Genomic DNA, 25833 nt, shown 5'->3' with positions numbered 1-25833 from the left:
CGGTGTCACTTCGCCGCTGATCGGAGAGGCCCTGACCCGTTGGACAACGGACAGCTGCAAACCCTGTCCATAACTTGATCTCATAAGCCCACAAGCCCGACGGGAGCTGCGTCGCGGGCCGCGCCAGGGCGACGTCCACGGGCCACTGCGCATGATCAGCCTGCGCCCTGGCGAGGCAGGCTGCCTGCCAGGCGGTGATGTCGTCCCAGGGCTCAGTCGATGATGTGCAGCTGGGTGTCGGGGTGGCAGATCGTGCAGGCCGGTACTGCGTCTGCGGTGAGGAGCCGGCGGGCTTCGTCGCGGCCGCCCCTGGGGTCGGTCCTCGTGGTCCGGTTCCGGCAGCGAGGTGTCCTCGATGGCCTCGCGCCGGTGCGTTCAGCCGCGTGCGAGTCGCCGCAGCGCCGCCCCGCGCGCAGAGGCCGGAAGCAGCCGCAGCAGACGGGTGAACGCCACCGTCGGTCCTGGGAACGCCGCGTCGGCCCGCTCTGCCTCGATGGCGCGCAGGGCCGCGGTCGCGGCGGTTGCCACGTCTATCTCGAACGGCTTGGGACGGGACCGCTGAGGGGCATCAGCGGTGCGGTGCTTGGGCCGCAGGCGTGGTGCGTGGTCGGCGTCGCGTACGTCGACCAAGTCCTGCGAGACGTGCGCGGTGACGCCTCGGGCAGGTGCTCAGCAGAGGAGACAACCGGTGCTGGACGAACCCCGTCTGCTGCTCCCAGGCGTGGGCGAGGTCCATGAGGGATGAGTCGTCGTGATGGCGGGCGATGACCTGGATGCCGATGGGGAGACCGGCCTTGTTGAACCCGGCGGGCATGGCGAGGGTGGGCGCTCCCAGCAGGGTGCCGATGGTCGCCGCCTCCATCCAGCGGTGGTACGTGCTCGTCTCGATACCCTCGATGCTCTTCCGCCAGAGCAGGTGGCGTCGAAAGGCATCACCTGGGCGGTGGGCAGGACGGCGTAGTCGTAGGTCTCGAACAGGCCGAGGAAGGCACGGTACAGGCCGTTGCGCTTGACCGACATGGCGTACACGTCCATGGCGGTCAGGGGCCCGTCCGCGCCGATCGCCAGACCGTCGTACTCGTAGCGGGCCTCCGGTTTGAGCAGGCCGCTCAGGGCGGAGTCATGAGCGGGTTTGATCGCAAGCCACGGCGGCGTCGGTCCTCCTCGACGAACCGCCGAGGACGACACCGGTTTCGGTCAGCGCGTACCTGCCCTCGTCGACGCGTACGCTCGGAGGCAGACCGCATCTCCAGCGAGCGGATCCTGCTGCAGCAGATGAGGATGTTGCCCTCGCCCGGGGTCGCTGTACTACCCGTCACGGATGCAGCCCAGGACACCGCGAGCTACCGGGAGTCCGCCGTGAGTGAACTCACCGGCCTTAGCTTGCGGGCGAGGCGTCGGTCGACACCTCGGCGCCCTTGAGGGCGACCGAGCCGGGTCGGCGGTGTGCCGTGGTTTATACGGTTGTTTCGGATTGGACCTCGTTCTGAGGTGCTGCTGTCTGCTCCTGCGTGTCGGCTGCTGTGTAGAGCACCGAGTGGCCCTGCTTGGTCCTGACGACGCGGCTCTTGGCCACCAGGTTTTCCAGCGTGGTGCGTACGACCTTGCTGTCGATGGTGCGTTCGGTGTGCGTCTGCCTGAGGTCTTCGGCGATTTCCGCTGCGGACCGGGGTTCCTTCTGCTCGGTCAAGTGCTGGTGGATGAGGTCGACAAGAGTGGGCTGAGTCGTCTTCGCGGGTGTCTCCTTGGCCCGAGGCCCTCGTGTCGTGGCCTTCTTCGTCTGCCGGCCCGCGGCGGATGCACGCGCTGTCTTCTTCCTGGGGGAGGGCACCACGGCGGCCTCGGTGCCGGACGACTCGGGGGAGGAGACCGGGACGCCGAGTGCCTGCCGGACGCTGACCAGTACCGTGTGGTCCTGCTGCAGTGTGGTCAACTGGGTTTGCAGGGTGTCGAGTTCCTCTTTGACGCGCTCCTGCTCCTTGATGTTGCGGTCGAGGTCGCTGGTCACCTGGCTGATGTACTGCGAAGTCAACTCGGTGCTGTGAGTTGCGCTTTCAGGCATTTCGCTCTCCCTTGTTCGATACCGGACTGGCGCTCCGGTCGACGGCCGTGTGAGCCGGGGGACATACCCTGGCGTAGCGATAGTACGGGTGGGACACCCTGATTCCGTTATGTGTACAGCAATCCTTGGCCCCGGAGAGGTGTGAGAGTGCCGCTATCGGTCGGGCGGATACGGATGCGGGGTCGCCGGCCGCAGGTGTGTGCGAGGCGCGAGCGGTTCCCAGAGCACCTCGTCGGTGTCCCGGTCCTGGCGCCAACCTGCAAGTGCCCGGACGGCGATCAGTCGGTCGAGCAACTCGGCTGTCTGCTGACGCGAGTGCCCGCTCAAGCGGGTGAGCACGTCCATGTCGAGACCGGCGCGCAGCACGGTCGGTTGTGTGCGCAGTCAGGACGAGCGTGACCAGTCGCAGCGCAGGTGGTGAGGTTGTGGGCAGGTGCCATGGTGCAGGCCGCGGCACCCACTGGGCGGCGTGGCAGCGCGCAGGCGTGCCGGGCGCCTGGTCCAGGACGGTGGCGTCGAGGAGTTGTACCTCCACCTGCGTGGGCCTGAGGTGGGGGCACTTTCGCCAGGCTCCGTGGGCGAGTTCCTCCCAGATTTCCTTGCGTCCGTGCAGGCGCATGCCGCGCAGCAGGCCTGAGGATCCCGTGAGACGAGGGAATAGGTGACAGAGAGTCAGATGGGTTTCACGAGAGGAGCCCAGACGATGCCTGCGCCGAGGAAGTACCCCAAGACCACGGAGTCAGAGCGGATCCGCGGTTGTCAAATGGTCGGGGTCGAATGGTGGTGAAGATCGGGTGTGATCCACTCGGGTTCAAGGGTGTAGATGCCTCGCCCCGTGCGGCGGAGGATTCCTTCGCGGACCCAGCGCCCCAGTTCCGCACGTGGTCCTTGGGCGTCGTCCGGTCCGATGCCGCGAGCGATTTCACCTGCGCGCAGGTGCGGAGAGGAGCGGTGCGCAAAAGTTGCAGTGTGCGGTCGCGATGCACGTTTGTGCAAGGCTATCCAGAATTTCAGAGAAATCCCTCTTGTGTGAAACTGGCCAGGGTAATTGCTGAGCTGATTAGGTCCTTCCAGGTTTCGAGGCGACCGGGCGGATGTCCAAGTCCTGTTTGGACATCGCTGATGCTCGACGGGCATGAGCCTCGACTCGGTGATCTCGGCCCGGACACTGATGCCTTTTGGGCATCAGAAGTGGCGGAAGAGGTCTTGGACCGAGGTCCGTCTCCTGGCGCAGGCTGTTGACCGAAGTCACCGTCCCAAAGAGATCGGAACTCGGACCATGAAGGTTTTCCTCACCGGAGGATCCGGATACGTAGGCAAGGCCACCATCAGCGCGCTGATACGCCACGGGCACACCGTTGAAGCGCTGGCCCGCAACGATCGCGCTGCTGAGACCGTCAGTGCCTTCGGGGCGACACCGGTGCGCGGCGGCCTGGGGGACCTCGGCATACTCAACGCTGCCGCCGCGGGCGCGGAGGCGGTCGTGCATCTGGCGCAGGCCGTAAGCGGTGACGAGGACCTCGCAGCCGCCACGGCCATGCAGGACGGCATCGGCAACGGCACGTACATCCACACCGGCGGCACCTGGGTGTACGGCGACACCAAGGGTGTCGCGGACGAGACCGCCCCTTGGAACCCGCCGTCCCTGGTCGCCTGGCGTAGGCCCGTCGAGGACGCCGTGCTGCAGCGCGCCCAGCAGGGCGGCCGGCCTGTCGTGGTGCAGCCTGGCCTGCTCTACGGCGGAGACAATCGTCTGATCGACATCTTCTACACCACTCCGGGCAAGGAAGACGGCGCCATCCCCTGCATCGGGAACGGTGAAAACCACTGGGCCCTGGTGCACGTCGACGACGTCGCGGAACTCTACGTGGCCACGCTCAGGGCGCAGGCCGGTGCGGTGTACGTCGGCGTGGGCGGGACGAATCCCACTGCGAAGGACTGTGCCCTGGCCGTTGCCCGCTCTGTGGGCCTCGACGGCAAGGTTGTCTCGATCACGCTGGACCAGGCACGAGAGCAGATGGGCCCGATAGCGGACGCCTTTGCACTGGACCAGCAGTTCACCCCGGCGCGCGCCGAGGCCGAACTGGGCTGGACTCCCGTGCACACCGATCCCCTGGCCGACCTCGGCAACGGCGCGTGACCGCTGTTTGGAGTCGGTGGGTATCGTTCGCGACGCTTCATCCGACCGGGCGGTAAATTCACGCAGGATTGCCCCGATCGCCTCGCAGAGCGGTTGGGGCAGCCAATTCCAGGACGGTCGGGTAACCAGGCAGGCCGTCGTATTGAGAAGGTGAGCGGTGAGCCCGGGTGAATCTTGACCTTGATCTGCGGAAGCTCCGCTATTTCGTGGCCGTGGCAGAGGAGCTGAACTTCGGACGCGCGGCCGAGCGGCTGCACATCACTCAGCCGGTGCTGTCCCGGCAGATCCGCAGTTTGGAGGACGACCTGGGCGCCGAGGTCTTCGATCGTGGGCGCCGCGGCACCTTGCTTACCCCGGCTGGAGAGCAGTTGTTCGAGGACGCCGTCCCTCTGCTTGCGTCGGCCCGAGCGCTGGTCCGGCGGGTGAAGTCGGCGACTTTGGGGACTCCGACACTGACGATCGGCTTCATGCCCGGCATCATGGTCACCTCGGCCATGGTGGCCTTCACTGCCCGTCACCCAGAAGCGAATGTGCGCTTGCTGCGCACCAGCTGGGACGACCAGGTGGAGGTGTTGCTGGAGGGCCGGGCGGACGTCAGCGTCGTACGTCTGCCCATCGACCAGCGCGGCCTGCACGTGAGGCCGCTGTTCCAGGAGCCCCGGGTCGTCGTGCTCCCTGCCGGGCACCGCCTGTCGGACAGAACATCGGTGAGCGTCGCCGATCTTGCTTCCGAGCACCTGCTGCAGGATCCGGACGCCGTTCCGGAGTGGCGGGACGTGGCCCTGGAACTGCGCGGCAACCGGCGCCCCGAGGTGCCGGCAATCCATCAGGTGGAAGAGAAGCTTGAGCTGGTGGCTGCCGGAGCCGGTGTCTGCGTGATCCCCCTGTCCACCGCGAGCTTCTACGTCCGGCCGGACGTGATCTCGCTGCCCGTGGAGGGCCTTGGCCCCAACGAAGTGGCCTTGGCGTGGGTGGCATCCCGGCGCTCCCCTCTCATCCACGACTTCGCCGAAGCCGCGGCAGAGACTCTGGTCCGGGCCGAGGAACAGCCGCCGGGAAATTACTAGACGAAGCGCTTGGCTGGCCGGCAGCACGAGATTCCGGGACAGGTGGAGTCGGGCCTTCGGTCAAGGCCCGCCGATGCGCTCGCCCTCGATGAGGGCGCACCCGTGCAGTACCTCCAGCAGGTCACCCACCTCGCCGACGACCGTCCCGTGGAGTACTCCGACGTATGGATCCACAGCGGTCGGCTCCGAGTCACCTCCCTCCTGGTGCTCCGCTGAGCCGACCGAAGCCGCGACGCCACCGGACCGGCTGATCTAGGCCGGGGTGCGGGCCCCTTTCGCCAGGCCGCCAGTGGATGTCAATCGCGAAACGCCGCAATACCGACTTTTCACGCAGACCGCTAAGGTTTGATCTATGAACTCGCGGTTTGCGCTGCTCAACGCGGTGGACCCCGGTGTCACGGAGAGTGAGGTCTTCCGCCTGGCCCTTCTGCATGCGGTAGGAGAGCTGAACGCCCTCGGCGGGATGATCCACTTGCGCGGACCGATGTCCGCCCTGCGGCTGGTGTCGGCGACCGGTCTCCCGTCCGCGCTCACCCGGTCATGGGAGATCATCGACCAGGAGGGCTCGTCGGCGCCGGCCCGCGTCCTGCAGCAGCAGGCCAGCGGTGTATGGGTGCCGACGAGCCCCACCGGTGACTGCCTCCGGACAGTCGGTCCGGCCGGTCCTTCGCAGGGCGGGGCTCAGACGGCCTGGCCCGGCTCCGGCCTGGCCGCCCTTCCGCTGTCCGGTGCGGGGCGCGTCATCGGGGCCTTCACCGTGGTGACAGGCAACCGGGGTGAGCCCACGGCGCGGGAGTGGGACTTCCTCCGGGGCGTGACCGCCTGGACCGAGGAACGGATGGCCCTGGCACCTCCGCTCGGTCCGGCCGAGCCCGATCTGAGCGGCGATTGGTTGCGGCGGGCCCTGAAGGAGGTCAGCGTCGGCTCATGGGACTGGGACGTCCGCACCGGAGCCCTGATCTGGGACGAGGCGGCACTGGAGCTGTACGGCACCAGACCTGCCGACTTCACCGGCAGGATCGAGGACTGGATGCGGATCGTCCACCCCGACGACCTTCCCCAGACGCTGAGTTCGGCGCAGCGGGCGATCCGCGACCACACGCTGTACGAGGCCGAGTACCGCGCGCGGCGCCTGGACGGCACGTACGGCTGGACCCGGGCCCGCGGACGGGCCACGTACGACAGCCAGGGGGAACCCCTCCGGATGATCGGTGTCGGCTGGGAGACCGACGAGTCCCGGTCCGCGCGTGACGCCCTCAGCCGAGCTCTGCGGCACATGAGGGACGGCTTCCTGGCGGTGGACAGCACATGGCGGATCACCTTCGCGAACCTGGAAGCGGAGCAGAGCCTCGGCCTCTCCGAGGCGGAGCTGTTCGGGCGCGTGCTGTGGGACGTGCCCAGGGCGCAGCGGATCCCGGGGCTGGAGAGCGGCTGCCGCAGGGCCGCCGCCGAAGAGAATCCCACCAGCTTCTACGTGTCCATGCCGGACAGCGGGCGCCATTACCACGTCCGGCTGGTCCCGGGCCCCGACGGTCACACCCTGTACTTCGCTGACATCACCGAGCAGCGTCGTGCGGCGGACGAGCGCCGGGCGGCCGAACGGGCAGCGTCGGACCGGGCGGCACGCATCGCCGAGCTGACCGCCGAGCTCGCGAGGGCGACGACGTCCCAGGATGTCGTGGACGCGGTTGCCCACCGGGTGCTGCCGCCGTTCGGCGCGGCCGGACTGCTGATGGAGGTCGCCCAGGACGAACGGCTCCACTACGTGGGAGCCGCCGGGTACCCGGACGATTTCCTCAGACGTGTCAACTACCGCACCCCCGTGGCCAGCGATCCCGCCTGGGAAGCGATCACCGGGGGCGAGCCGCTGTTCTTCTCCTCACCGCGGGAATTCGTGGCGCACGCACCGGAGCTGGCCGACCTGGTCACCGCCGGGGGGAAGCAGTCGTGGGCGTTCCTTCCGATGACGGCGTCCGGACACACCTTCGGGGTGTGCGTCGTCTCCTTCGACCACCCCCGTCGGCTCTCCGGGGACGAACGCACCCTGCTGACCGCGATCAACGCCCTCGTCGCACAGGCCCTGGAACGGGCGCGGCTCTACGACGCCGAGCACATCCGCTCCCGCCAGCTCCAGCGCAGTCTCCTGCCCCGGGGCCTGCCCGACCTGCCCGCGTGCGAGGCCGCGGCACGCTACCTTCCCGCCGGACAGGGCATGGACGTGGGCGGTGACTGGTACGACGTGATGCCTCTGTCCGGCGGCCGGGTCGCCCTCGTTGTGGGTGACGTCATGGGACACGGTCTGCCGGAGGCGGCCACCATGGGCCGGCTGCGGACAGCCGTGCACACCCTGTCCGACCTTGAACTGCCCCCCGACGAGATCATGGGCCACCTCAACGAAATCGTCGCCGGCATGGGCGACGACTTCTACGTCACCTGCGTCTACGCGCTCTACGACTCCACCACCCAGATCTGCTCCATCGTGCGAGCCGGGCACCCTCCCCCCGCCCTGATCCACGCCGACGGAACCGTGCACTTCCCGGAACTGGCCTCCGACCCACCACTGGGCGCGGGGGAACCCCCCTTCGAGACGGCCGAACTGGCCATGGCCGAGGGAACCCTGCTCGTGCTCTACACCGACGGCCTGGTCGAGTCGTCGAAGCGCGAGATGGACCAGGGCATGGCAGAACTGGGCCGGATACTGCGCACCGCGCACGACAAGGGGGCCGATGAGAACCTCGAACACCTCTGTGACATCCTCACGGCCCGGCTGCTGCCGGCCGAGCACCAGGCCGCCGACGACGCGGCGCTCCTGATCGCCCGCCTCCACGCCCTGACCAGCGACCGCATCGCCTCGTGGCCGCTCGCCGACGATCCCAGGGCAGCCGGCCAGGCCCGCGCCTACATCCGCGAGCAACTCTCCGCCTGGGGTCTGGACGACCTCACGCCCATCACGGAACTCCTGGCCAGCGAACTGGTCGGCAACGTCGTACGACACGCCAAGGGACCCGTCAGCCTCCGCCTTCTCCACAGCACCGGCCTCGTCTGCGAGGTCTTCGACGAAAGCCTCACCATGCCCCGCATCCGCCGTGCCACGGACACCGACGAAGGAGGCCGCGGGCTCCAACTCATCAGCGCCCTGTCCCAACACTGGGGAACCCGTTACACGCCGACAGGAAAGTGCATCTGGACCGAACAGGCACTCCCCGGCCCGGAGAACGACAAAGGGTCGCCGCCCGTCACCCTCGACCTGTCCTTCCTGGACACAGGAGACTTCGACGGTGACATGGATTCACTCCTCTAGGCACAATACCGGTGATTTAGGTTGTTTTTCGGCGGGCAGGTCTGCTCTTGGTCGGCCCGACCAGCCTCACGTGGAGAAGGTCCGGCCGGGGCGGTTGTCGGCGATCCGGACAGCGCGTCGAGCTTCGTCTGCACGCGCTGAACATCGGCCCGCCGGCACGGGCATCCGTGCGTTTCGTGCGGATCTCTGGAGCGGCCGGTGCCCGGATGCCGTCGTAGGCGCGGGCTCCGGCCGCTCGCGAGGGTCACCTGAGGCCGAAGGCCCGGTTGACGGTCTGCCGGACACCGCCGCCGTTTCGCTGCTCGGCCGTGACCCGGATGGACACGTAGGTCGCCCGGGCCGGGGCGTGGAGCCGGGTCCGCCATGAGCCCTGGTCGTCCTTCAGGCCCTGCCGATGCCAGGAGGCGCCGTCGTCATAGGACACCTCCAGTCCGACCGCTGTGACGGCGTCCTTCGCGGCGTCGCTTCCGACCACGACGGGGTCGACCGAGAAGTCCGAGGTGCGTGCCGCACGCCCCTTGCCGTCCAGGTCTGTTCCGTAGTCGAGTTGGGCCAGAGGGATGGCCTGATCGTCGGCGTTGCCGGAGACGAACGTCCACTCCGTGTGCGTGGTCGAGGAGTAGGGGGTCAGGTCGGTGTTCCCCTGCGTGTCGGCGACGAGCCGGTACGGCAGCTTTTGGGGGGCGAGGTCGCCGACCCCGAAGTCGGGCCGTGGGCCGTTCCGCATCAGGAGCCTGTCGCCCTGGTAGAGCGCGAAGCTCCGGGACATCAGGCCCGTGTCACCGCTGTGGGCGGACCCTCCGTCGCCGAATCCCGCGAGTGTGCCGCCCATGGCGTCTCCGACACGGTGCGGGACCTCGAAGCTGAGCATCCGCGGCCGGGTGACGGGGCCGAACCAGTGCTCGCCGTGGACGCTGCGCGGCCGGTAGCTCGTGATGTCGGTGAAGGTCGACCATCCGTCGATGGACGCGTACTGCTGCCATTTGACGCCGTTTCCGGCGGAGACCCAGTCGGTGCGGTGCCGGGCAGCCACCGGTTCCCGCGGGAAGGGAGGAACGCGCGTTCCTCCGTACACGGAGTAGGGGTAGGCGGCAGGCCAGTATTCGTACGACGGGCTGTCTTCCCGGCTCTCGAGGATCTGCTTGCCGGCGGGCGCGGAGAAGGTGTTGTCGATGCGGGCGAGGCTGCCGGGGTCCGTGTCCGGCGAGGGGTCCTGCGGCACTCCTCCTCGATGGTAGTCGGCCAGGTCGTACAGGTACGCCGGTGCGGGATGGGCTTCGACTGCCAGACCGGCCCTCCTCTTCCCCGCGGCTGTGAGGGTGCGGATCAGGCGTTCTCCGTCGTCCTGGGCGACCGAGGCGACCGGGAGGGGTCCGGTTGTCCTCTGGTCCGGATCGCCGTACCAGTCGTACCCACGGCCGTCGCCCTCGTTGACGACGAGGAGCATGGCCGCCGACGCCGCATGCGCCGCGGCCGCCTGGTCTGCCGGCGTCACCTCGTCACTGCGGCGGACGACGACGGCTTTGCCGCGGGCGTGCAGGCCGGTGTAGTCGGCGGGTGCGCCGTTGCCGGCGAAGACCGCGTCCACGTGTGTGGAGCCGTCGGGGAACGACGCGGATCCCGGCTGAACCAGCAGTGCGTCATCCAGACGGTGCCCGTCGTAGGTGATGTTCAGCGGTGTCTGCTTGGCACGGATCCGGGTGGTGAAGACGAAGCTGCCCTGGGTCACTTTGCTCTTGCTGGGAAGCGCCCAGAGGCTGTCGTACGCGGGTGAGGGCATGAGGATCTCGTGCAGCGCCCGGTCGTCGGCGGGCGTCGGCAGGCTGGAGGTGAAGGAGCGGTAGAGGTCGATCCTGGCGGTGGTGACCGAAGTCGGCTTGGGCGTGGCCACCTTGATCCGGCGGATGCGTGACGCGTCCAGGTCGACGTTCATGTCGGACGTCAGCTTCAGCTCGGGAGCGGCGAGTACGGCGTATCCCAGGGAGTGCGGTCCGTTGCGGCCCGTCACGTCCAAGGTGGAGACGACGGTGTAGGAGCCGGGGGCCCAGCGGCTGGTGAGAGTGCCGTTCGGGACCCACATGATCGTGGTCTTCCCGTCGGCTCCCGTGATCTCGACCTCGCCGCTGACGGGCTTGCCCGCCCGGTCCTTGAGGTGAACCGTCAGACCGTACTTCTCGGATTCGACGGACAGACCCGTGGCGGTGTGCACGGCGCCGGTCGCGAAGCCGACGGTGACCTGGGCGGCGTACTGTCCCGGCCGCAGCCCCCGGGGATCTGCCAGGAGGGTCACCGTCGAGGTTCCGCGCGCCGGCACCGTGATCCGGTCGGCCGCGAGGGTGAACACCCCTGCGGGCGCGTCTCCGCGGTCCACCTGGAGGCGCAGGGTGACCGGGTGCCCGGTCGTGTTGGTGTAGGTGATCTGCCGCTTCACCGGCTTCGGCTTTTGGTCCTTCGACCAGGGGACGAGCCCCGCGTCGACAGACCCGCTCGCGACGACCTGGTCCTGGAGGTACGCGGTGCCCACGTCGAGTCGGCCGGTGCCGGCCTGGTAGGGGCTGTAGCCGGGGGTCCGGGCGCTGGTGCTCATCAGGGCGTCCTTGATCCGCCGGCCGGTCCAGGCCGGATGCTTCTGGGCCAGCAGCACCGCTGCCCCGGCGACATGCGGCGCGGCCATCGAAGTGCCGCTGTCCGTACGGTAGTAGCCCTCGCCCGAGCTCATCAGCTGCGAGCGGGCGGCCAGTACGTCCACCCCCGGAGCGGTGAGGTCGGGCTTGAGAGCGTCGTCGTTCATCCGCGGTCCCGCGCTGGAGAAGTCCGCGAGGTGGTCGGCGGCGTCCACCGCGCCGACGGTGAGGGCGGCGTCCGCCGTTCCCGGGGCGCTGACACTGTACGGGTTGTTCCCGGAGTTGCCCGCGGCGATGACGAAGAGGGCGCCGGTCTCCGCACTGAGCTGGTTGACCGCTTGACTCAGCGGGTCGTCCTGGGTGTGCCACGCCGGCGTGCCCAGGCTCATGTTGATGACCTTGGCGTGCTCGGTCCGCGCCGCCCACTCCATGCCGGCGATGATGCCGGATACGGGGCCCGATCCGCTGTCGTCGAGGACCTTGCCGACTATCAGGTCTGCGCCGGGGGCGACTCCGCGTTCCTTTCCGCCGGAGGCGGCTCCCGTTCCGGCCACCGTGGACGCGGTGTGCGTCCCATGTCCGTTGCGGTCGGTGACGTCCTCTCCCTCGACGAAGCTACGAGCCCCCACGATGCGGCCGGCCAGATCCGGATGTGTGGCGTCCACACCCGAGTCGAGCACCGCCACCCGGACGCCCGCGCCGGTCGCCCCCGCTTTCCACGCCGCGGGGGCGCCTATCTGCGTCGTGGAGTCCGCGAGGTCCGCCCGTGCCCTGCCGTCGAGCCACACCTTGTCGACACCCGCCGCGAAGGAGGGTCCCGTCGTTCCGCCGGACGCCGCGTCGATCCTCCCCGCCGTCCGCGGGGCGGCCCGTCCGCCGTCGCCGGTCAGGGCGTCCCAGAAGACGGGTGTCGTCGACCGTCGGGCCTCGACGGCCTCTCCGTGGACGGACGGGAGTGCCAGGGTCGTTCTCGCTCCCGGCAGCGGACCGTCGGACCGCAGCCGCCCGCCGGGGGCACCGCTCCCGGCCGGAGAGTGCGTGACGATCAACGGGAGGGCGCTCATACGGGCGTCGTCGTAACCCTGGGCTGTCAACTGGGTGATGTCGAAGAGCTGCTTGTCGAGCCGTCCGGCCGCGATGTAGGGCATGGCGCTGTCGGGATACACGAAGGTGTCCCGGCCCTCCACCACGACGCGCGCCGAGGCGTCCGCTCCCGTCGCACCTGAGACGTCGTCCACCGACACCGATCCGTCAGGCTCCTGAATCGCCGTCACCCGGTCGCCGGTGATCAGCGTCACCGTGACCGGCAGGCCCCGCGCTCCGGGGGACCCGTCGCCGACGGCTTGCGGGGCCGGACGAGGAGTCGCGCCGTGGGCCGTCCCGGGGGCGGTCAGCGCGGCAGCGAGGACTGCCGCCGCCAAAGCACCCGATCTTCGTGCGGACAGAGAATGCACACTCACTCCTGGATCACTGATGGACCGAATCTGATCATCGGTACGAGGAAAAAGTAAGTAATTGAAATCTGGACTACCGGCCTGTCGCGTGTCGCGTGTGTGGACACGCGCAGGGCCGGAGGCTCCTACGGCAGGCTGGACCAGAGCAGTTGGGGGCAACGCGGCAGCCGCCGAACCGGGCAACGTCACGGACGCGCCCGGGAAACCGGGCGCCGTCCAGGAACGGACGGGGAGTCAGGACCTGCCTGCGTCCGGCGGCTGCCACCGCGCCCGCGATGACGTCAGACACGGTCCGCCGGTACGGCGGGACCTCGCGGGCGCGGGCACCGGTGCGCGTCTCGGGCCGGGGCGGGACCGTGCTCCCACCCCGGCGCGTTCTGGAAGCGGCGTCGTCGCTCGAAGGGCGAGGGCCCGTCGGGGGTTTCGGGACTCGCCCTGGTTCGGACGTCAGTAGGAGAACCGCTCCAGCCCCGTGCCCCAGCCGTTCACGACCCACCCCGTGCGGGTGTGCGGGTCCAGGAAGAGTCCCTGGCGGCCGGTGAACTCGAAGTTGGAGCCGGCGACGGTGGAGTTCACGAGGTTGGCCACCGCGTGGCGTGCCAGCACCTCGCCGGTCGCCGGGTTCAGCACGGTGATCTCGCTCATGGCGTTGTTGTCGGTCTCGACTCCGCTCTCGTAGAGGCTCGCCTCCACGGCGACCTGGTGGGCGCTGTCCAGGGTCGGCCAGACCGGGCCGCGGGTGCCGGTGTCGACCGTGGCGGACGGGGTGAGCGTCTTCTGGTCGGCGGTCAGCCAGGAGCTGGTGGGGAAATCGCCGCCCTCGGGATTGGGCTGGGCGGCGCCGACGGCGGCGTAGACCTTGTCGCCCCTGCCGTCGGGCAGCAACGCCGAGACGCACCGCGGCAGCGAGGTGACGGGGGTGACGGTGCCGGTGCCGAAGTCCGCGCCGACCGCGCCGTAGGAGACGCGGCCGCCCAGGCACGGGCCCATCGTTCCGGCGGTGGCGACGAACACCTCGCCGGTGGAGGCGTCCACTGAGACGTTGTTGTAGGAGCGGTACAGGTTGTCCGGGTTGAGCGCCAGCGACTTACCGACCTGTCCGGTGGTCATGTCGACCGGCCAGACCCGGCTGAGGCCGCTGTCCGGCTCGTAGGTGGTGACCAGGCCGCGGTGGCGGGCCGTGTCCACGGTGCCTCCCTCCAGGTAGGCGTTGCCGCTGATCAGGTCGGAGAGCGCGGTGACCTTCACCGGGGCGCCGGTTGCGGGGTTCTCCACGTCGATCCGGGCGTTCGAACCGGCGAACGGGGTGTGGATGATCAGGGCGTGGCCGCTGGCCGGGTCGGTGCCGAGCACCTCCTGCATCGTCTGCCCGTCGGTGGACTCGGCGAAGGAGTCACCGGCGGTGCCGGTGGTGAGGTCGTAGCCGGTGGTGGCGGAACGGTCCAGGTGGTACACCTCGTCGCCGCCCGTCAGGGTGAAGGCGTCGGTGGATATCAGCGCCTTGCCGCCGGAGACGGTGAAGCTCTCCACGGTGCCGTGGACCTGGTCGCCGTCGCGGTACTGCAGGAAGGACGTCGGGGACGCCTGGCCGATCGGCGAGCCGTGCCGGGTGGCGAGCACCCGCACCGGGTACTGCAGCCCGGTCGGCAGCTTGAGCGCCGACAGGTCCAGTACGGTGTGGCCCTTCACCGCGGGCAGCCTGACGGTGAGCGTGGACGGATGGTTGAAGCCGTCGTCGTCGCGGCGGCTGCCGTTCTGGTTGGTGACGGTGTTCAGCGAGCCGTAGAGCGTGGGGCCGGGCGACATCACCTCGAACTCGGCGCCGTCCGCGCCGCGTACACCGGCCGCGTCCCAGTTCACGGTCACCTTCGGCGCGCTACGGGCGGTGTCGGCGGCGTGCGCACGCATGTGGCCTTCCGTGGTCAGCAGCGGGGCGTCGGGCCGTTCGTCGGCGGCAGGCCCGATGCGCAGGGCGCGGAAGTCGCCGTAGACGGGGAGCACCCCGTAGAGGTCGGCCTGCCGGATGCCGACGCCGTAGAGTCCGGCGCCGCCCGCGGTGAAGGCGGAGGCGGGGATCGTCACGGTGCCCCTGGTCCGGGTGAGCGGCGTGGACCACTGGACGTTGAAGTCGTCCACCGCGGCGCTGGGGGAGTAGTGGCCGACGGAGGAGAGCACCAGGCGCGGGCTGTCCGCGCCGCGGAGGCCGGTGAGGTCATAGGAGACGGTGACGGACCGGCCGAGCGGGGCAGTACCGGGGGCCGCCGGGGCGAGCGCCTGGGCGTAGGTGCCGTCGCCGGCGAGGAAGGTCAGACGCTGCGAGAGTTCGCCGACCACCTTGCCGCCCCGCAGCGCCTGGAAGGTGACGGGCACGCTGCGGGCGGTGTCGGAGGCGAGCGGCAGCCCGGCGGCGCCCAGCAGCTGGGCGGGCGTGAGGCGCAGGCTCGGCGTCCTGGCGGTGAACACGCCCTTGTCGCCGACCCTGACCCGGTAGGTCAGGCCACTGAGGTCGCCGGTCATGTCCAGGCCGAGCGTGATCGGCGAGACGGCGTTCTGGCCGGTCGGCGCCCCGTTGCCGTCCGCGGGCCCTGCCAGGTCGATCGCCGTGGGGTCGGTGGACTCGGTGAAGGCGGTGCCGTACTGCGTGGGCAGCAGCTGCCGCTGGGCCACCGAGAGCCGAACGGGCCGGGGCGCGATGCGGTAGGTCCTGGCGAGGACCCTTTCCACGGCGCGGGTCACGTCGAGCTGGGTTCCCATGGTGAGCGGCTGATCGGTCTGCGGGGGCTGTGCGATGGAGTTGCCCGTGGAGACGAGCAGGTCGCGGACCTGGCGCGGGGTCAGGCTCTGGTGGGTGGCCTTGGCGGCCTGGAGCACGTCGGCCACGGCGGCGGCGATCTCAGGGGCCGAGGCAGAGGTGCCGCCGTTCAGCACGACCTCCACATCCTGCGCCTTGCAGGGGCTGGAAGTGCAGACGTGCATGAGGGACGGCAGGTTGTCACCGGGAGCGGCGAGATCGATGCGGGTGCCGAAACCGGACGAGTAGGCGGCCGAACCGTTGTAGCGGGTCGTCGGGTAGACGCCCTGCCGGGTGTCGGCGGAGCTCAGTGTGTCGTCGGTGGTGGTGGCACCGGCTGCGATGACACCGTTGTCGACCATCTTCGAGGGCGTGCTGGTGGGCTCCACGTCGTCGATGTCGGTCTGGGCGCTCGGTTTGGTGGTGGTGTCGGTGGGGGTGCTGCCGCCGTCGGGGCCGACCGCGACGGGCAGGGCGAGCCGGGTGCCGTCGTTGGAGGAGACGACCACGGCGATGCCGGACTTCACGATGGAGGTCAGGGTGGCCCGGATCGTCGGGTCGTCCTCCAGGTAGCGGCCGGGGAAGCCGATCTGCTCGTCGGTGCCGAAGCCGAGGCTGGCGGTGATGACGTCCGGCCGGGGCTTCTGGTTCGCGGCGGCTTTCAGCGCGGCGGTGATGCCCTCGTAGCTGGCCTCCTGCGGCACCACGAGACGGTACTGGGCGCCCGGGGCTATGCCGAGCAGGTCGGTGGCGCCGCTGCCGAGGGCGCCGGGGCGCTGCCGGTCGTGCGGGAGCGGGGCCATCATCGAGAAGTCGAGGAGCACCTCGCCGAGGTTCGGATCCTGCCCCTCGGTCGAGCCGTGGGGGTCCAGCTTGCCGTCGTTGTCAGCCGTGTAGGTGGGGATGAGCGGCATCGACGGTTCGTCGAGGTAGCGCCGGCCGTTCTTGACGACGGTGGTGGGACCGTACACCCGTACGTAGTCGTCACCGCCGTCGGCCATCGACTGGTCGGTGAGGTCGCCGATGGAGACGTTGGTGACGATCTGTCCGGCGCCGGGCAGGGCGTGCAGGTAGGTGGCCGCGTCAGCGAAGGCGCCGGCGGCGTCCACGCCCTGGGCGTTGAGGTAGGACTGGAAGGACGTGCTGAGGCCGTCGTTGGCGGGCAGGCCGGTGGCCGGGCCGGGCTGGGGCGCCCTGCGGGCGTCCTGCCGCAGCGCCGTCTTCGCCGCGGCGGGCAGCTTCACGGGGCCGGTGTTCATCGGCTGTACGGGTGCCCGCTGTGCGGCGGCGCCCTGCTTCGTGCCGAGGGTGTAGGAGGCACCGCGGGCGGTCTCGGCGCGGGCGGTGATCGCGGTGGTGGAGGGGGTGATCGTGGCCCCGAGTCCGGTGCGGCCGGCCGAGCGCGGCACGGGGAAGGCGCGGGTGCGGCCCTGCGGGTCGGTGAGGGTGCCGGTGCCGTCGTCGGCCCAGACCACCTTCGAGCCGTCCGCGAGCGTCAGGCTGTGGGGCGCGGGCGCGGCTGGTGCGGGGTCGCCGGCGGGCGCGGCGACGGCTGGGCCGGCCGCCACCAAGGGGACCAGCAGGGCCAGCGCGGCGGCTGCCTGTCTTACTTGTCGGTGCATCAACATGCTCCTTGCGCGCGGGGACTTCGGGGCGGCGCGGGTGCGGGTCTGCCCGGCGGGGCAGCTCCTGCCGGTTCCCGCCGCCGCGAAACGCCTGGCCGATCGGGTTGGTGTGGCGGTGTACCGGGGTGCGCGGCAGAGAGTCGCTGATCACCTTGGGACGGATGTGCCGACGGGGACAAGGAAATGCCGGTGCGGCTGAGCGCAGTTGCACTTTGGCGCGATCCGGCAGCGGTGTGCCGGACGGTGGTTGGTCCAGGAATGGTGTGGTTGGGGAAGTTTTACGGACCCGGTCATGACGGCGTGGGAACGCTCCCTCGCCGGCCTGGAGCACGCGGGACGGGGTTAAGATCACTCCACTTCCACCGGTGAACGACAGCAGGGGCCGCCCGATGGCCGCGGAGCCGCAGATCCCGCAGGTCCCCTGGAGCGGCCTGGGGTTGCCGCCGCTGGCCGGGCGGGTCCTGGAGTACCTGGTCGCGCATCCGGAGACGGCTCCCGCCGAGGTGGCGGCGGCCCTGGGCACGCCGACGTCCGATGCCGCCCGGGCCCTTCGGCTGCTGGAGTCCGAACTGCTCGCCGTGCGCGTCAGTGGACGCGCGGACCGCTGGAGCGCCAGCCCGCCACGCCCGGCGCTCGGCAGCCTCCTGGCCCGCCGCCGCGAGGAGCTGGCGAGTCTGGAGACGCACGCCGAGCTGCTGCACGAGATGCACATCTCGGTGACCAACCACCGTTTCGCTTCGGACCAGTTCGAGATCCTCGACACCGAGGAACGGGTCACCGCTCGCTACGCCCATCAGCTGAGAGCGGCCCGGCACGAGGTGCTGCACCTGGTGATGCCGCCGTACGTGGCGGCGGTCGACGGGGTCCCGGACAGGCTGGCCGTACAGGCGGCGGCGATCCGCACGGGGGTCCGTTTCCGGTCGGTGTACGACAGCGACACCCTCACCGACGAGATATCGCTGGAGACCGTGCGGTGCGGCGTGGAGATCGGTGGCGAGGTGCGACTGTCCAGCGGCCTGCCGATGAAGCTGGTGATCTTCGACGGCACCACCGCGATCATGCCCCTGCGGCGGGACGACGCGGCGGCCGGCTCACTGCTGGTGCACTCCCCGACGCTGCTGCACGTGCTGGCGGCGCTGTTCGAGAGCCTGTGGGCGCACGGGGTGCCCTGGGGGCAGGAGGGACGCCCAGCGCCGCCGGCGCCCGCCTCCGACACGCCGAACCCGCGGGTACGCGAGGTCCTGCGGCTGCTCTCGCTCGGCATGAAGCAGGAGTCGATCGCCCGCACGCTGGGGGTGAGCCGGCGCACTGTGCAGAAGGACATCAGCGACATCGGCACGGCGTTGGGTGCGCGCAACCACTTCCAGATCGCGCTGCTCGCCCAGGAGCGCGGCTGGCTGACTCCGCGCCGGTGACCGTAGACCTTCGTGGAGCCGGCCGTTCGGGCAGCCGGGGAGACGGACGTCTCCGCGAACGTCGCGCCGGTTCCGCGCTCAGCGATCCGGTTCGACGACCGGGAACGAAGCGGCGAGGTCGTTCGCCGAGGTGGCGCGGGATGCACGAAGGTGGGGTGGTCCCGCTCGAACCGGTCAGGTCGGTACGGGGTGGGGTCTTTAGGCGCTCGGTACGCAGGCGCCCGACTGCGGTTCGGAGAGCGGGGTGTTCACGAGCACTTCTGACCAGCCGCGTGCCGAGCCGTTGAAGACCGCTTACCATCTGCCCACTGATCGCTTCCCAAGTTCATGGGCTGCTCAGCAGTCGTAGCGATGCGTGTACGGCATGTCCGGGCACTCGGGGCAGACGAAGAGGTACACGCCGCCGAGGTCGCCCATGTCCATCCCGTGGCCGATGGTGTCGGCGAACGTGTGGTCAGTCATGGCCCACCGGCTGGATATCGAGATCTCGGGTCCCTGTTCGTCGAGCGGAAACCAGCGCCCTTCGATCGGTTCCGAGGCGGTGATGCTGAGAAGGTGGTCCATGCGCCGGCCGCAGCGGCAGCTCGGCCAGTCGGGCTGTTGAAGCCAACCTGGGTACCCTCCGACCTTGCTCTGGACGGTGGTGGCCATCTCGTAGTACGAGAAGCCGAATGCCTCCTCGATCTCACTGAACCGCTGGCTCAGGGCCTGGGCAAGGTCTCCCGGCAGATCCCTGTTCGGGTACTCCACCACTCGCGTTGGCGTCACCGTGCAGGGCCGGGGCACGAATTCCTCTTCGTATTCGTATGGCGCCGGCGGGTCTGGCAACATCCCTCCCGCCGCGACTGCCTGCTCGCTGCGCCAATACACCTTCGGCAGCGCAGCCCCGACCTCGTCATCGTGGATCAAGGGGCACCACACGACCTGCAGCACGTCCATGCCTGCCGGGAACGGCAGCTCGGGCACATCCCTTGCATAGAGTTGCACGACCGGCACCATCGCCACCGGCTCAGGCCCGACCACCTCGGTGGGAGTCCTCAGCGGCTTCCAGTGCCCGGGCTCGGCACACAGCGGCCACGGCTCGTCGGCCGGCCACAGCAGGGGCCCGCCGATGGAACTGGAACACACGCCCGGTTCGCCGCTTCGCGGGTAGAGCAGGGTCGTTTGCCGCCCGAGACCGACGAGTTCCGGTATCAGTGATTCCACGTCGAACGGCGCTGCGGAGATGCGGTGGGACATGGTGCGTTCCTACTCGGTGATCAGGTGCGACGGTTGGAACTACTCTCCGCACCTGACCACCAAGCGATGCCGCCGGGTGGCGGACTGGGCAGAGGCCAACAGCGTCGAGATCGCCTACATCCCCACCAACCTCGTGGCTGAGCCGCATCGAGGCCCAGTTCACCGCTCTGCGCTACTTCACCCTCGACGGCACCGACCACGCCAGCCACAAAGAGCAGGGAAGCATGATCCGCCAGTACATCATCTGGCGAAACCGTCACGCCGACGACCGGCGCCTACGCGCCGTCGTCGACAGGGCAGACGTGGCCTGATGCGGTCACTAGGCGGTCGAGGGGAGTAGGTGCTTCGGGGAGCGATGCGGTTTGGGCGCGCCAGAGGCGGATGGTGGCTTCGGCGGTCTGGTGTGCCTGTCCGAGGTAGTTCTCCGGCTGGGAGTGAAGGCCGGGCAGGAGTGTGTCGAGGTGGTGTTCGGTTAGGACGTCGCGCAGTGTCTGCGTGAGGTGTGTGCCGGTGGTACGGGTACGGGTTGCTGCTTCGTGGACAAGGCCGTGGGCGCGTTCCCGACCGACGGGTCCGGCCAGCGTGATCATGTGTGATTCCGCCATGACGAGGCCGCCGTCGCTGTCGAGGTTGGTGCGCATGCGGCGGGCGTCGACCCGGAGTCCGCGCAGGAGGGCGATTGTCTCTGTGAGGGCCGCTCCGGCGGTTACGGCGAGCTCGGGCAGGACGCGCCATTCGGTGTGCCATTCTCCGGCTGCGCGCTCATGGCCTGCTTCCTGGGCACGGAGCAGTGCGGAGGTGAGAGCGCCGGCGGTGCCGCTCAGTCCGATGATGCTTTCCGAGGTGATCGGGTTGACTTTCTGCGGCATGGTCGAGGATGCGCCGCGGTGATCGCTGTAGGGCTCGAAGACTTCGGCGATCTCGGTCCGGGAGAGGTCGACGATGTTGCGGGCGAGGCGCGCGCATGTCGCGGTGAGCAAGGAGCACAGCCAGCCGAACTCGGCGACTCCGTCGCGGGCCACGTGCCAGGGGGTCGCGGTGTCGCGCAGGCCGAGCAGACGGGCCATGCCGCTTCTGACCGCTGCCGCGTGAGGGCCGAATGCGGCTGCAGTGCCGCCGGCTCCGGACAGGGAGATCATGCCGATGCGCGGCGCGGCCTGGGCCAGGCGCTGCCGGTGGCGGGTGAACTGCGCCAGGAGGGTGGCCAGGGTGGCGCCGAACGTGGTGGGTACGGCCTGTTGGCCGTGGGTGCGGGCCGCCATCACGGTGGAGGCGTGCTCGGTGACACGGTCCGCGAGGACATCGCCGAGTTCGGCGATCCGGCGTTCGAGAGCGGCCAGGGAGCGGACCATCTGCAGGGCGAGACCGGTGTCCATGATGTCCTGCGTGGTGGCGCCGTAGTGCACCCGGCCGTCGGGTCCCGGCGGGAGCTGGCGGCTGATCTGCCGGACCAGTCCCAGGATGGGGTAGCCGACGGTGCGGGCCGTGCGCCACAGCTCTTCGCGGTCGATGCGGTGCAGCTGTGCCACATCGCGGATGGCGACGGCCTCCGCGCGGCTGAGCACTCCGGCATCGGCCTGGGCCTGGGCGAGAGCGCGTTCGGCGGCGAGCCAGCTGTTGAGGGTCGCGTCCTCACAAAAGAGGGCGTGCTGTTCGGGGTCTGTCGCGAGCCGGCTGGTCAGGGAGAAGGGTCCCGGCAGTGGGGCAAGGGTGTTCATGACCGGTCCTGGGGGGCGGTGTCAGCGTCGGCGGGAGTGTCGATGGCGATGTACTTCTGCTCCAGGTATTCCTCGATGCCGGAATTGCCGCCCTCGCGGCCAGCACCTGAATGCTTGATGCCGCCGAAGGGTGCCCCAGGGTCGGAGACGTAGCCGCGGTTGAGGCCGACCATGCCGCTCTCAATCCGTTCGCTCATCCGCAGTGCTCGGCCGAGATCGCGGGTGTAGAGGTAGGCGACCAGGCCGAACTCGGTGGCGTTGGCCAGCGCGAGGGCCTCGTCGTCGCTGGAGAAGGTTCGGATGGCGGCTACGGGACCGAAGATCTCCTCGCGGCTGATGCGTGCGTCGGCGGGGATGTCGGTGAGCACGGTGGGCGGATAGAAGTAGCCGGGCAGGTCGGGGGTGCTGCCGCCGGTGTGCAGCCGCGCGCCGCCGGCGATGGTCTCCTCCACCAGCTGGGCGACGCGGTCGCGCTGGGTGCGGTCGATCAGCGGGCCGAGGTCGGTACCGGGTTCCGTTCCGCTGCCGAGAGTCAGGGCGCTCATCCGGTCCACCAGACGCCCGGTGAATTCCTGCACGACGTCGGCATGGACGAGGAAGCGGTTCGCCGCGATGCACGCTTCGCCGATGTTGCGCAGCTTCGCGGTCATGGCACCGTCCACCGCCGCTTCCAGGTCGGCGTCGGCGCACACGATGAACGGGGCATTGCCGCCCAGCTCCATCGAGGTGCGCAATACGTTGGCGGATGCCTGGGCCAGCAGAAGCCGGCCGACCGCGGTGGATCCGGTAAAGGAGACCTTGCGCAGCCGCGGATCCTTCATCAGCGCCTCGGACACTGCAGCAGCGCCGGTGGTGGGAAGGAGGTTCAAAACGCCGGCGGGCAGGCCGGAGTCGGCCAGGACAGCGGCCAGTGCGATGCTGGTGAGCGGGGTCTGCGGGGCGGGCTTGAGGACCATCGTGCAGCCGGCAGCCACGGCGGGGGCGATCTTACGGGCCGGCATCGCCAGCGGTGCGTTCCAGGGCGTGATCAGCAGGCACGGTCCGACGGGCTGGCGCATGACCAGAACCCGCGCCGTTGCGTCCTCGCTGACCTTCCAGGTCCCGTCGATGCGGACGGCTTCTTCGGCGAACCAGCGCAAGTATCCGGCCGCGTAATCGACTTCCGCACGGGCCTCGGCGAGGGACTTGCCCATCTCCAGAGTGATGAGCCCTGCGAAGTCCTCACGGCCCTCCAGCAGCAGGTCGTGGGCGCGGCGCAGAATGCGGCTGCGCTGTCCCGGCGATGTTGCGGCCCACTGCGGCTGCGCCTTGGCGGCTGCGCCGAGGGCGTCGAGTGCGTCCCCGGTGCCGGCATCGGCGACCCGGGCTACCGGCTCGCCCGTCGCGGGGTTCTCCACGGGGAACGTGGCGCCGCCTGTCGCAGGCCGCCACCTTCCGCCGATCAGCAGCCCCTGCGGGAGGGCGTCAACGCCGTGGGGGCGGGGCGTGCGGTCCGTCATGGTGGTTTCTCACCTGTCGTCGAAGGAGGAAGCAGGAGGAGCAGCCCGGGCCGCCGCTGCCTGGGGGAGTGCGCAGCGGCGGCCCGGGGGGCAAGGGGTCAGCCCGCTGCCAGCGCGGTGTTGATCGCGTTGGCCATCGGCGTGCTGGAAGCCGGGTTCTGGCCGGTGAAGAGGTTGGCATCCTGGATGGTGAACGCCTGATAGGGGGCACCCTGCTCGTGCCGGGCGCCCATCTCGCGCAGACGGCTCGCCAGCAGCCACGGAGCGTTGTCGGCGGTGCCGAACATGCGCTCCTCCTCGTCGGTGAACGCGGCCATCCGCCGGCCGGAGAAGATCCACTTGCCGTGCTCGTCGACCGCGGACAGCAACGCGGCCGGACCGTGGCAGACCGCACCGACGATCTTGCCGGCGCGGTCTGCCTCGACCAGCAGCCGGCCCAGGTTCGCGTCCTGGAAGAGGTCGACCACGGGGCCGTGCCCGCCCGGCAGCACCACGGCGTCGTAATCGGCGGCCGAGACCTCCTCCAGCTTCAGCAGCGGCCCGAAGTCGCTGAGCGCCTTCTGGGCATGGGCCACGTGCCGGGCACAGTCCTCACCGGCGATTGCCGGGTCGGCGCTGTGCTTGTCCAGCGGCTGCAGCACACCGCCGGGGGAGGCGAAGTCGACGGCGTGGCCAGCGCCGACGAACGCCTCGTGCGGCGCAGCCAGCTCCTCCGCCCAGTAGCCCGTGGGGTACTGCGAGCCGTCGGTGCGCTCCCACACGGCGGCTGCGGACATGACGATCAGAACACGACTCATGACTTCTTCCTCGGCGTCTCGGCAATTCGGCCGGTCACCTGCGGGACCGGGGATGCCAGATCGGCTGATCCGGCACTGCATCCACTGTCACCCGCCCCGGCCGCCTGAAGGCGGCCATCCTCGGCCCTGACCTGCCTGGGTCCGCCTTGCCTAGGACTGACAGTCCCTGTTGAGGCGGCCGTGGCCGCAGCGAATCGGCCACACTGGACCCATGGCCACCTCGAACCGCGAACTTGCCGATTTCCTGCGCCGGGCCCGTGCCCAGTGCGACCCGGCGCGCGCAGGCCTGCCGCCGGACGCCCGCGTGCGCCGCGTACCCGGCCTGCGACGCGAAGAGGTGGCACGACTGGCCGGCGTCTCCGCCGACTATTACGCCCGCCTCGAACAGGGACGCCACATCACCCCCTCACCCGCAGTGGTCGAAGCACTGGCCCAGGCGCTGGAACTGGACGCCGCCGGACGTGCCCACCTCAACGACCTCATCGGCACCACCGCGGCCCCCCGACGCCGGCGCCCGCCGACCGTCCAGCGCCTGCGCTCCGGCCTTCACCAACTGCTGGACTCCATGGAGGGCACCCCCGCCCTGGTCCTGGGACGCCGAGGGGACGTCTTGGGCGTCAACCGGATAGCCAAGGCGCTGTTCACCGACTTCGACGCCTTGCCGCCAGCTCAACGCAACTACACACGGTGGCTCCTCCTCGACCCGGAAGCCCGCACCCTCTTCGTCGACTGGGACCTCCAAGCCCGCGCAGCCGTGGAGAACCTCCGCCTCGAGGTTGGCCGTACCCTCGACGACCAGCCCACCCAGGACCTCGTCACCGAACTGAAGGAAAAAAGTGCAGAGTTCGACCGCTGGTGGCAGCAGCACCGCGTACACCAGCGCACCCACGGATCCAAACGACTGCTCCACCCGCTCGTCGGCGAGGTCACCGTGCAGTACGAAACCTTCAACCTCCCTGGAGACACCGAAGCAACCGTCTTCCTCTACAGCACCGAAGCAGGCTCCCCGTCCCGCCACGCACTCGACCTCCTCACCTCCTGGACGCTCACCCCCACCGTCCCTCGCAGCGAGTCCTGAACTCCGCGAGCCTCGATCACTTCCCGGCGACGTATTCCAGAGCGGGCCGCGGGAACTCCTCGATGAACCCCGGGAACCGGACCGCTTCGGGACACGGCCCGGCATGGGGCGCCAGACGGTTCTTCGATCAGCCCGGACGGTGGCACAGTGGCTGTATGTGCGGCCGATACGTCTCCACCCGCAGCGCCGGGGATCTGGTCCGGCTTTTCCAGGTCACCGACTGGTGTGCCGAGGAGACGCTCGCGCCGAACTGGAATGTCGCGCCGACCAACGATGTGTGGGCTGTCCTTGAGCGCACCGCGCGTGGACAGGATGATGCCGCATCGGAGGGCAGACAGTTGCGGCCGCTGCGCTGGGGCTTGGTGCCGTCGTGGGCGAAGGATGTGAAGGTGGGCGCCCGGATGATCAACGCGCGGGTGGAGACCGTGCACGAGAAGTCCGCCTACCGCCGCGCGTTCGCCAAGCGCCGCTGTCTGCTGCCCGCCGATGGCTTCTACGAGTGGCAGCAGATCAAACACCAGGACACGGGTAAGGCCCGCAAGCAGCCGTACTTCATCCATCCCGAAAACGACCAGGTGATGGCGCTCGCCGGGCTGTACGAGTACTGGCGCGATCCAGCGGTCAAGCAGGACGACGACCCGTCCGCCTGGCTGATGACCTGCACCATCATCACCACCGAGGCCACCGACGCTGCTGGCCACGTGCACCCGCGCATGCCGCTGGCGCTCACCCCGGAGCACTACGACGCGTGGCTCGACCCCCACCACCAGGACCCCGACGAGTTGCGTGCACTGCTGACCCAGCCCGCCGACGGCCACCTGGACGCCCGGCCGGTCTCCACAGCAGTCAACAACGTCCGCAACAACGGCCCTCAACTCCTTGAAGAAACCGCACCGTAGATCGCTCCAGCGGACCGGGGTTGCGCACCGTCTGGAGTCGGCCCTACAGCTCCGGCCGCGAGTAATGGCGCGCTCGGACCACTCGCATGCCATGCGGTCTCCGATGTGGCATCGTGCCCGCTGA

At 69.6% G+C, this 25833-nt stretch carries 17 protein-coding genes and 2 pseudogenes; 8 read left to right on the top strand and 11 right to left on the bottom strand.

Annotated elements, in window-relative coordinates; translation table 11 throughout:
* Positions 1-212: 212 nt before the first annotated feature.
* The 5 genes and pseudogenes from LQ326_RS37620 to LQ326_RS37600 all read right to left on the bottom strand — a co-directional run.
* Positions 213-416: a DUF6233 domain-containing protein gene (locus LQ326_RS37620; protein ID WP_234543616.1), complete on the bottom strand. Its 204-nt coding sequence runs from the start codon at positions 414-416 to the stop codon at positions 213-215.
* Positions 376-528, bottom strand: a complete 153-nt coding sequence (locus tag LQ326_RS37615) for a hypothetical protein (protein WP_234543566.1) — start codon at positions 526-528, stop codon at positions 376-378. The genes LQ326_RS37620 and LQ326_RS37615 overlap by 41 nt, the downstream gene beginning before the upstream one ends.
* Before the next feature lie 40 nt (positions 529-568).
* Positions 569-889 (bottom strand): amidase family protein, encoded by a 321-nt coding sequence (locus LQ326_RS37610; RefSeq protein WP_308402106.1) that lies wholly within the window; start codon positions 887-889, stop codon positions 569-571.
* Positions 890-1456: 567 nt separating this feature from the next.
* Positions 1457-2062 carry a BlaI/MecI/CopY family transcriptional regulator gene (locus tag LQ326_RS37605; RefSeq protein ID WP_234543564.1) on the bottom strand — a complete coding sequence of 202 codons (606 nt, stop codon included), beginning with the start codon at positions 2060-2062 and terminating at the stop codon, positions 1457-1459.
* Positions 2063-2801: 739 nt separating this feature from the next.
* Positions 2802-3042: pseudogene (locus LQ326_RS37600) on the bottom strand (IS4-like element ISSav1 family transposase); the annotation flags it as partial.
* A gap of 299 nt (positions 3043-3341) precedes the next feature.
* Between LQ326_RS37600 and LQ326_RS37595 the strand changes: the two are divergent.
* The 4 genes from LQ326_RS37595 (at position 3342) to LQ326_RS37580 (ending at position 8570) form a co-directional block, all read left to right on the top strand.
* Positions 3342-4202: an NAD-dependent epimerase/dehydratase family protein gene (locus LQ326_RS37595; RefSeq protein ID WP_234543615.1), complete on the top strand. Its 861-nt coding sequence runs from the start codon at positions 3342-3344 to the stop codon at positions 4200-4202.
* A gap of 167 nt (positions 4203-4369) precedes the next feature.
* Positions 4370-5269, top strand: a complete 900-nt coding sequence (locus tag LQ326_RS37590) for a LysR family transcriptional regulator (protein ID WP_234543563.1) — start codon at positions 4370-4372, stop codon at positions 5267-5269.
* A 42-nt stretch (positions 5270-5311) separates the two neighbouring features.
* Positions 5312-5485, top strand: coding sequence for a UTRA domain-containing protein (locus LQ326_RS48075; protein ID WP_308402105.1), 174 nt, complete (start codon positions 5312-5314; stop codon positions 5483-5485).
* Positions 5486-5621: 136 nt separating this feature from the next.
* A complete protein-coding gene (locus LQ326_RS37580) occupies positions 5622-8570 on the top strand; it encodes a SpoIIE family protein phosphatase (protein ID WP_234543561.1) in 2949 nt (982 codons plus the stop codon).
* Between the two features lie 244 nt (positions 8571-8814).
* On the opposite strand, the gene LQ326_RS37575 is transcribed toward LQ326_RS37580, so the two are convergent.
* Together LQ326_RS37575 and LQ326_RS37570 are read right to left on the bottom strand one after the other, a co-directional pair.
* Positions 8815-12615, bottom strand: coding sequence for a S8 family serine peptidase (locus LQ326_RS37575; RefSeq protein ID WP_234543560.1), 3801 nt, complete (start codon positions 12613-12615; stop codon positions 8815-8817).
* A gap of 480 nt (positions 12616-13095) precedes the next feature.
* The gene (locus LQ326_RS37570) at positions 13096-17061 is read right to left on the bottom strand and encodes a S8 family serine peptidase (RefSeq protein ID WP_234543559.1); all 3966 of its coding nucleotides are present in this window, start codon (positions 17059-17061) and stop codon (positions 13096-13098) included.
* A gap of 368 nt (positions 17062-17429) precedes the next feature.
* Here LQ326_RS37570 and LQ326_RS37565 point away from each other — a divergent pair, with 368 nt between their 5' ends.
* A complete protein-coding gene (locus LQ326_RS37565; RefSeq protein WP_234543558.1) occupies positions 17430-18479 on the top strand; it encodes a LuxR C-terminal-related transcriptional regulator in 1050 nt (349 codons plus the stop codon).
* A gap of 336 nt (positions 18480-18815) precedes the next feature.
* On the opposite strand, the gene LQ326_RS37560 is transcribed toward LQ326_RS37565, so the two are convergent.
* Positions 18816-19718 carry a hypothetical protein gene (locus tag LQ326_RS37560; protein WP_234543557.1) on the bottom strand — a complete coding sequence of 301 codons (903 nt, stop codon included), beginning with the start codon at positions 19716-19718 and terminating at the stop codon, positions 18816-18818.
* A gap of 19 nt (positions 19719-19737) precedes the next feature.
* Here LQ326_RS37560 and LQ326_RS48480 point away from each other — a divergent pair.
* A pseudogene (locus tag LQ326_RS48480) lies at positions 19738-20029 on the top strand (IS630 family transposase); the annotation flags it as partial.
* Here the strand turns inward: LQ326_RS48480 and LQ326_RS37555 are convergent.
* The 3 genes from LQ326_RS37555 to LQ326_RS37545 all read right to left on the bottom strand — a co-directional run bounded on the left by LQ326_RS37555 (position 19994) and on the right by LQ326_RS37545 (position 23732).
* Positions 19994-21436, bottom strand: coding sequence for a lyase family protein (locus tag LQ326_RS37555; protein WP_234543556.1), 1443 nt, complete (start codon positions 21434-21436; stop codon positions 19994-19996). The pseudogene LQ326_RS48480 and the gene LQ326_RS37555 sit on opposite strands and share 36 nt — an antisense overlap.
* The gene (locus tag LQ326_RS37550; protein WP_234543555.1) at positions 21433-22935 is read right to left on the bottom strand and encodes an NAD-dependent succinate-semialdehyde dehydrogenase; all 1503 of its coding nucleotides are present in this window, start codon (positions 22933-22935) and stop codon (positions 21433-21435) included. Before LQ326_RS37550 ends, LQ326_RS37555 begins: the two co-directional genes overlap by 4 nt.
* Positions 22936-23033: 98 nt before the next feature.
* A complete protein-coding gene (locus tag LQ326_RS37545; RefSeq protein WP_234543554.1) occupies positions 23034-23732 on the bottom strand; it encodes a type 1 glutamine amidotransferase domain-containing protein in 699 nt (232 codons plus the stop codon).
* A 211-nt stretch (positions 23733-23943) separates the two neighbouring features.
* Between LQ326_RS37545 and LQ326_RS37540 the strand changes: the two genes are divergently transcribed.
* Together LQ326_RS37540 and LQ326_RS37535 are read left to right on the top strand one after the other, a co-directional pair.
* Entirely contained in the window at positions 23944-24810 is an 867-nt protein-coding gene (locus LQ326_RS37540; RefSeq protein WP_234543553.1) for a helix-turn-helix transcriptional regulator, read from the top strand.
* 155 nt (positions 24811-24965) lie between these two features.
* A complete protein-coding gene (locus LQ326_RS37535; RefSeq protein WP_234543552.1) occupies positions 24966-25709 on the top strand; it encodes an SOS response-associated peptidase in 744 nt (247 codons plus the stop codon).
* Positions 25710-25833: the final 124 nt, after the last annotated feature.

The sequence above is a fragment of the Streptomyces shenzhenensis genome (genome assembly GCF_021462265.1).
Taxonomy (GTDB): Bacteria; Actinomycetota; Actinomycetes; order Streptomycetales; family Streptomycetaceae; genus Streptomyces; species Streptomyces shenzhenensis.
Note: the sequence above shows the minus strand (reverse complement) of the source record. Positions and strands in the feature narration are given on the sequence as shown.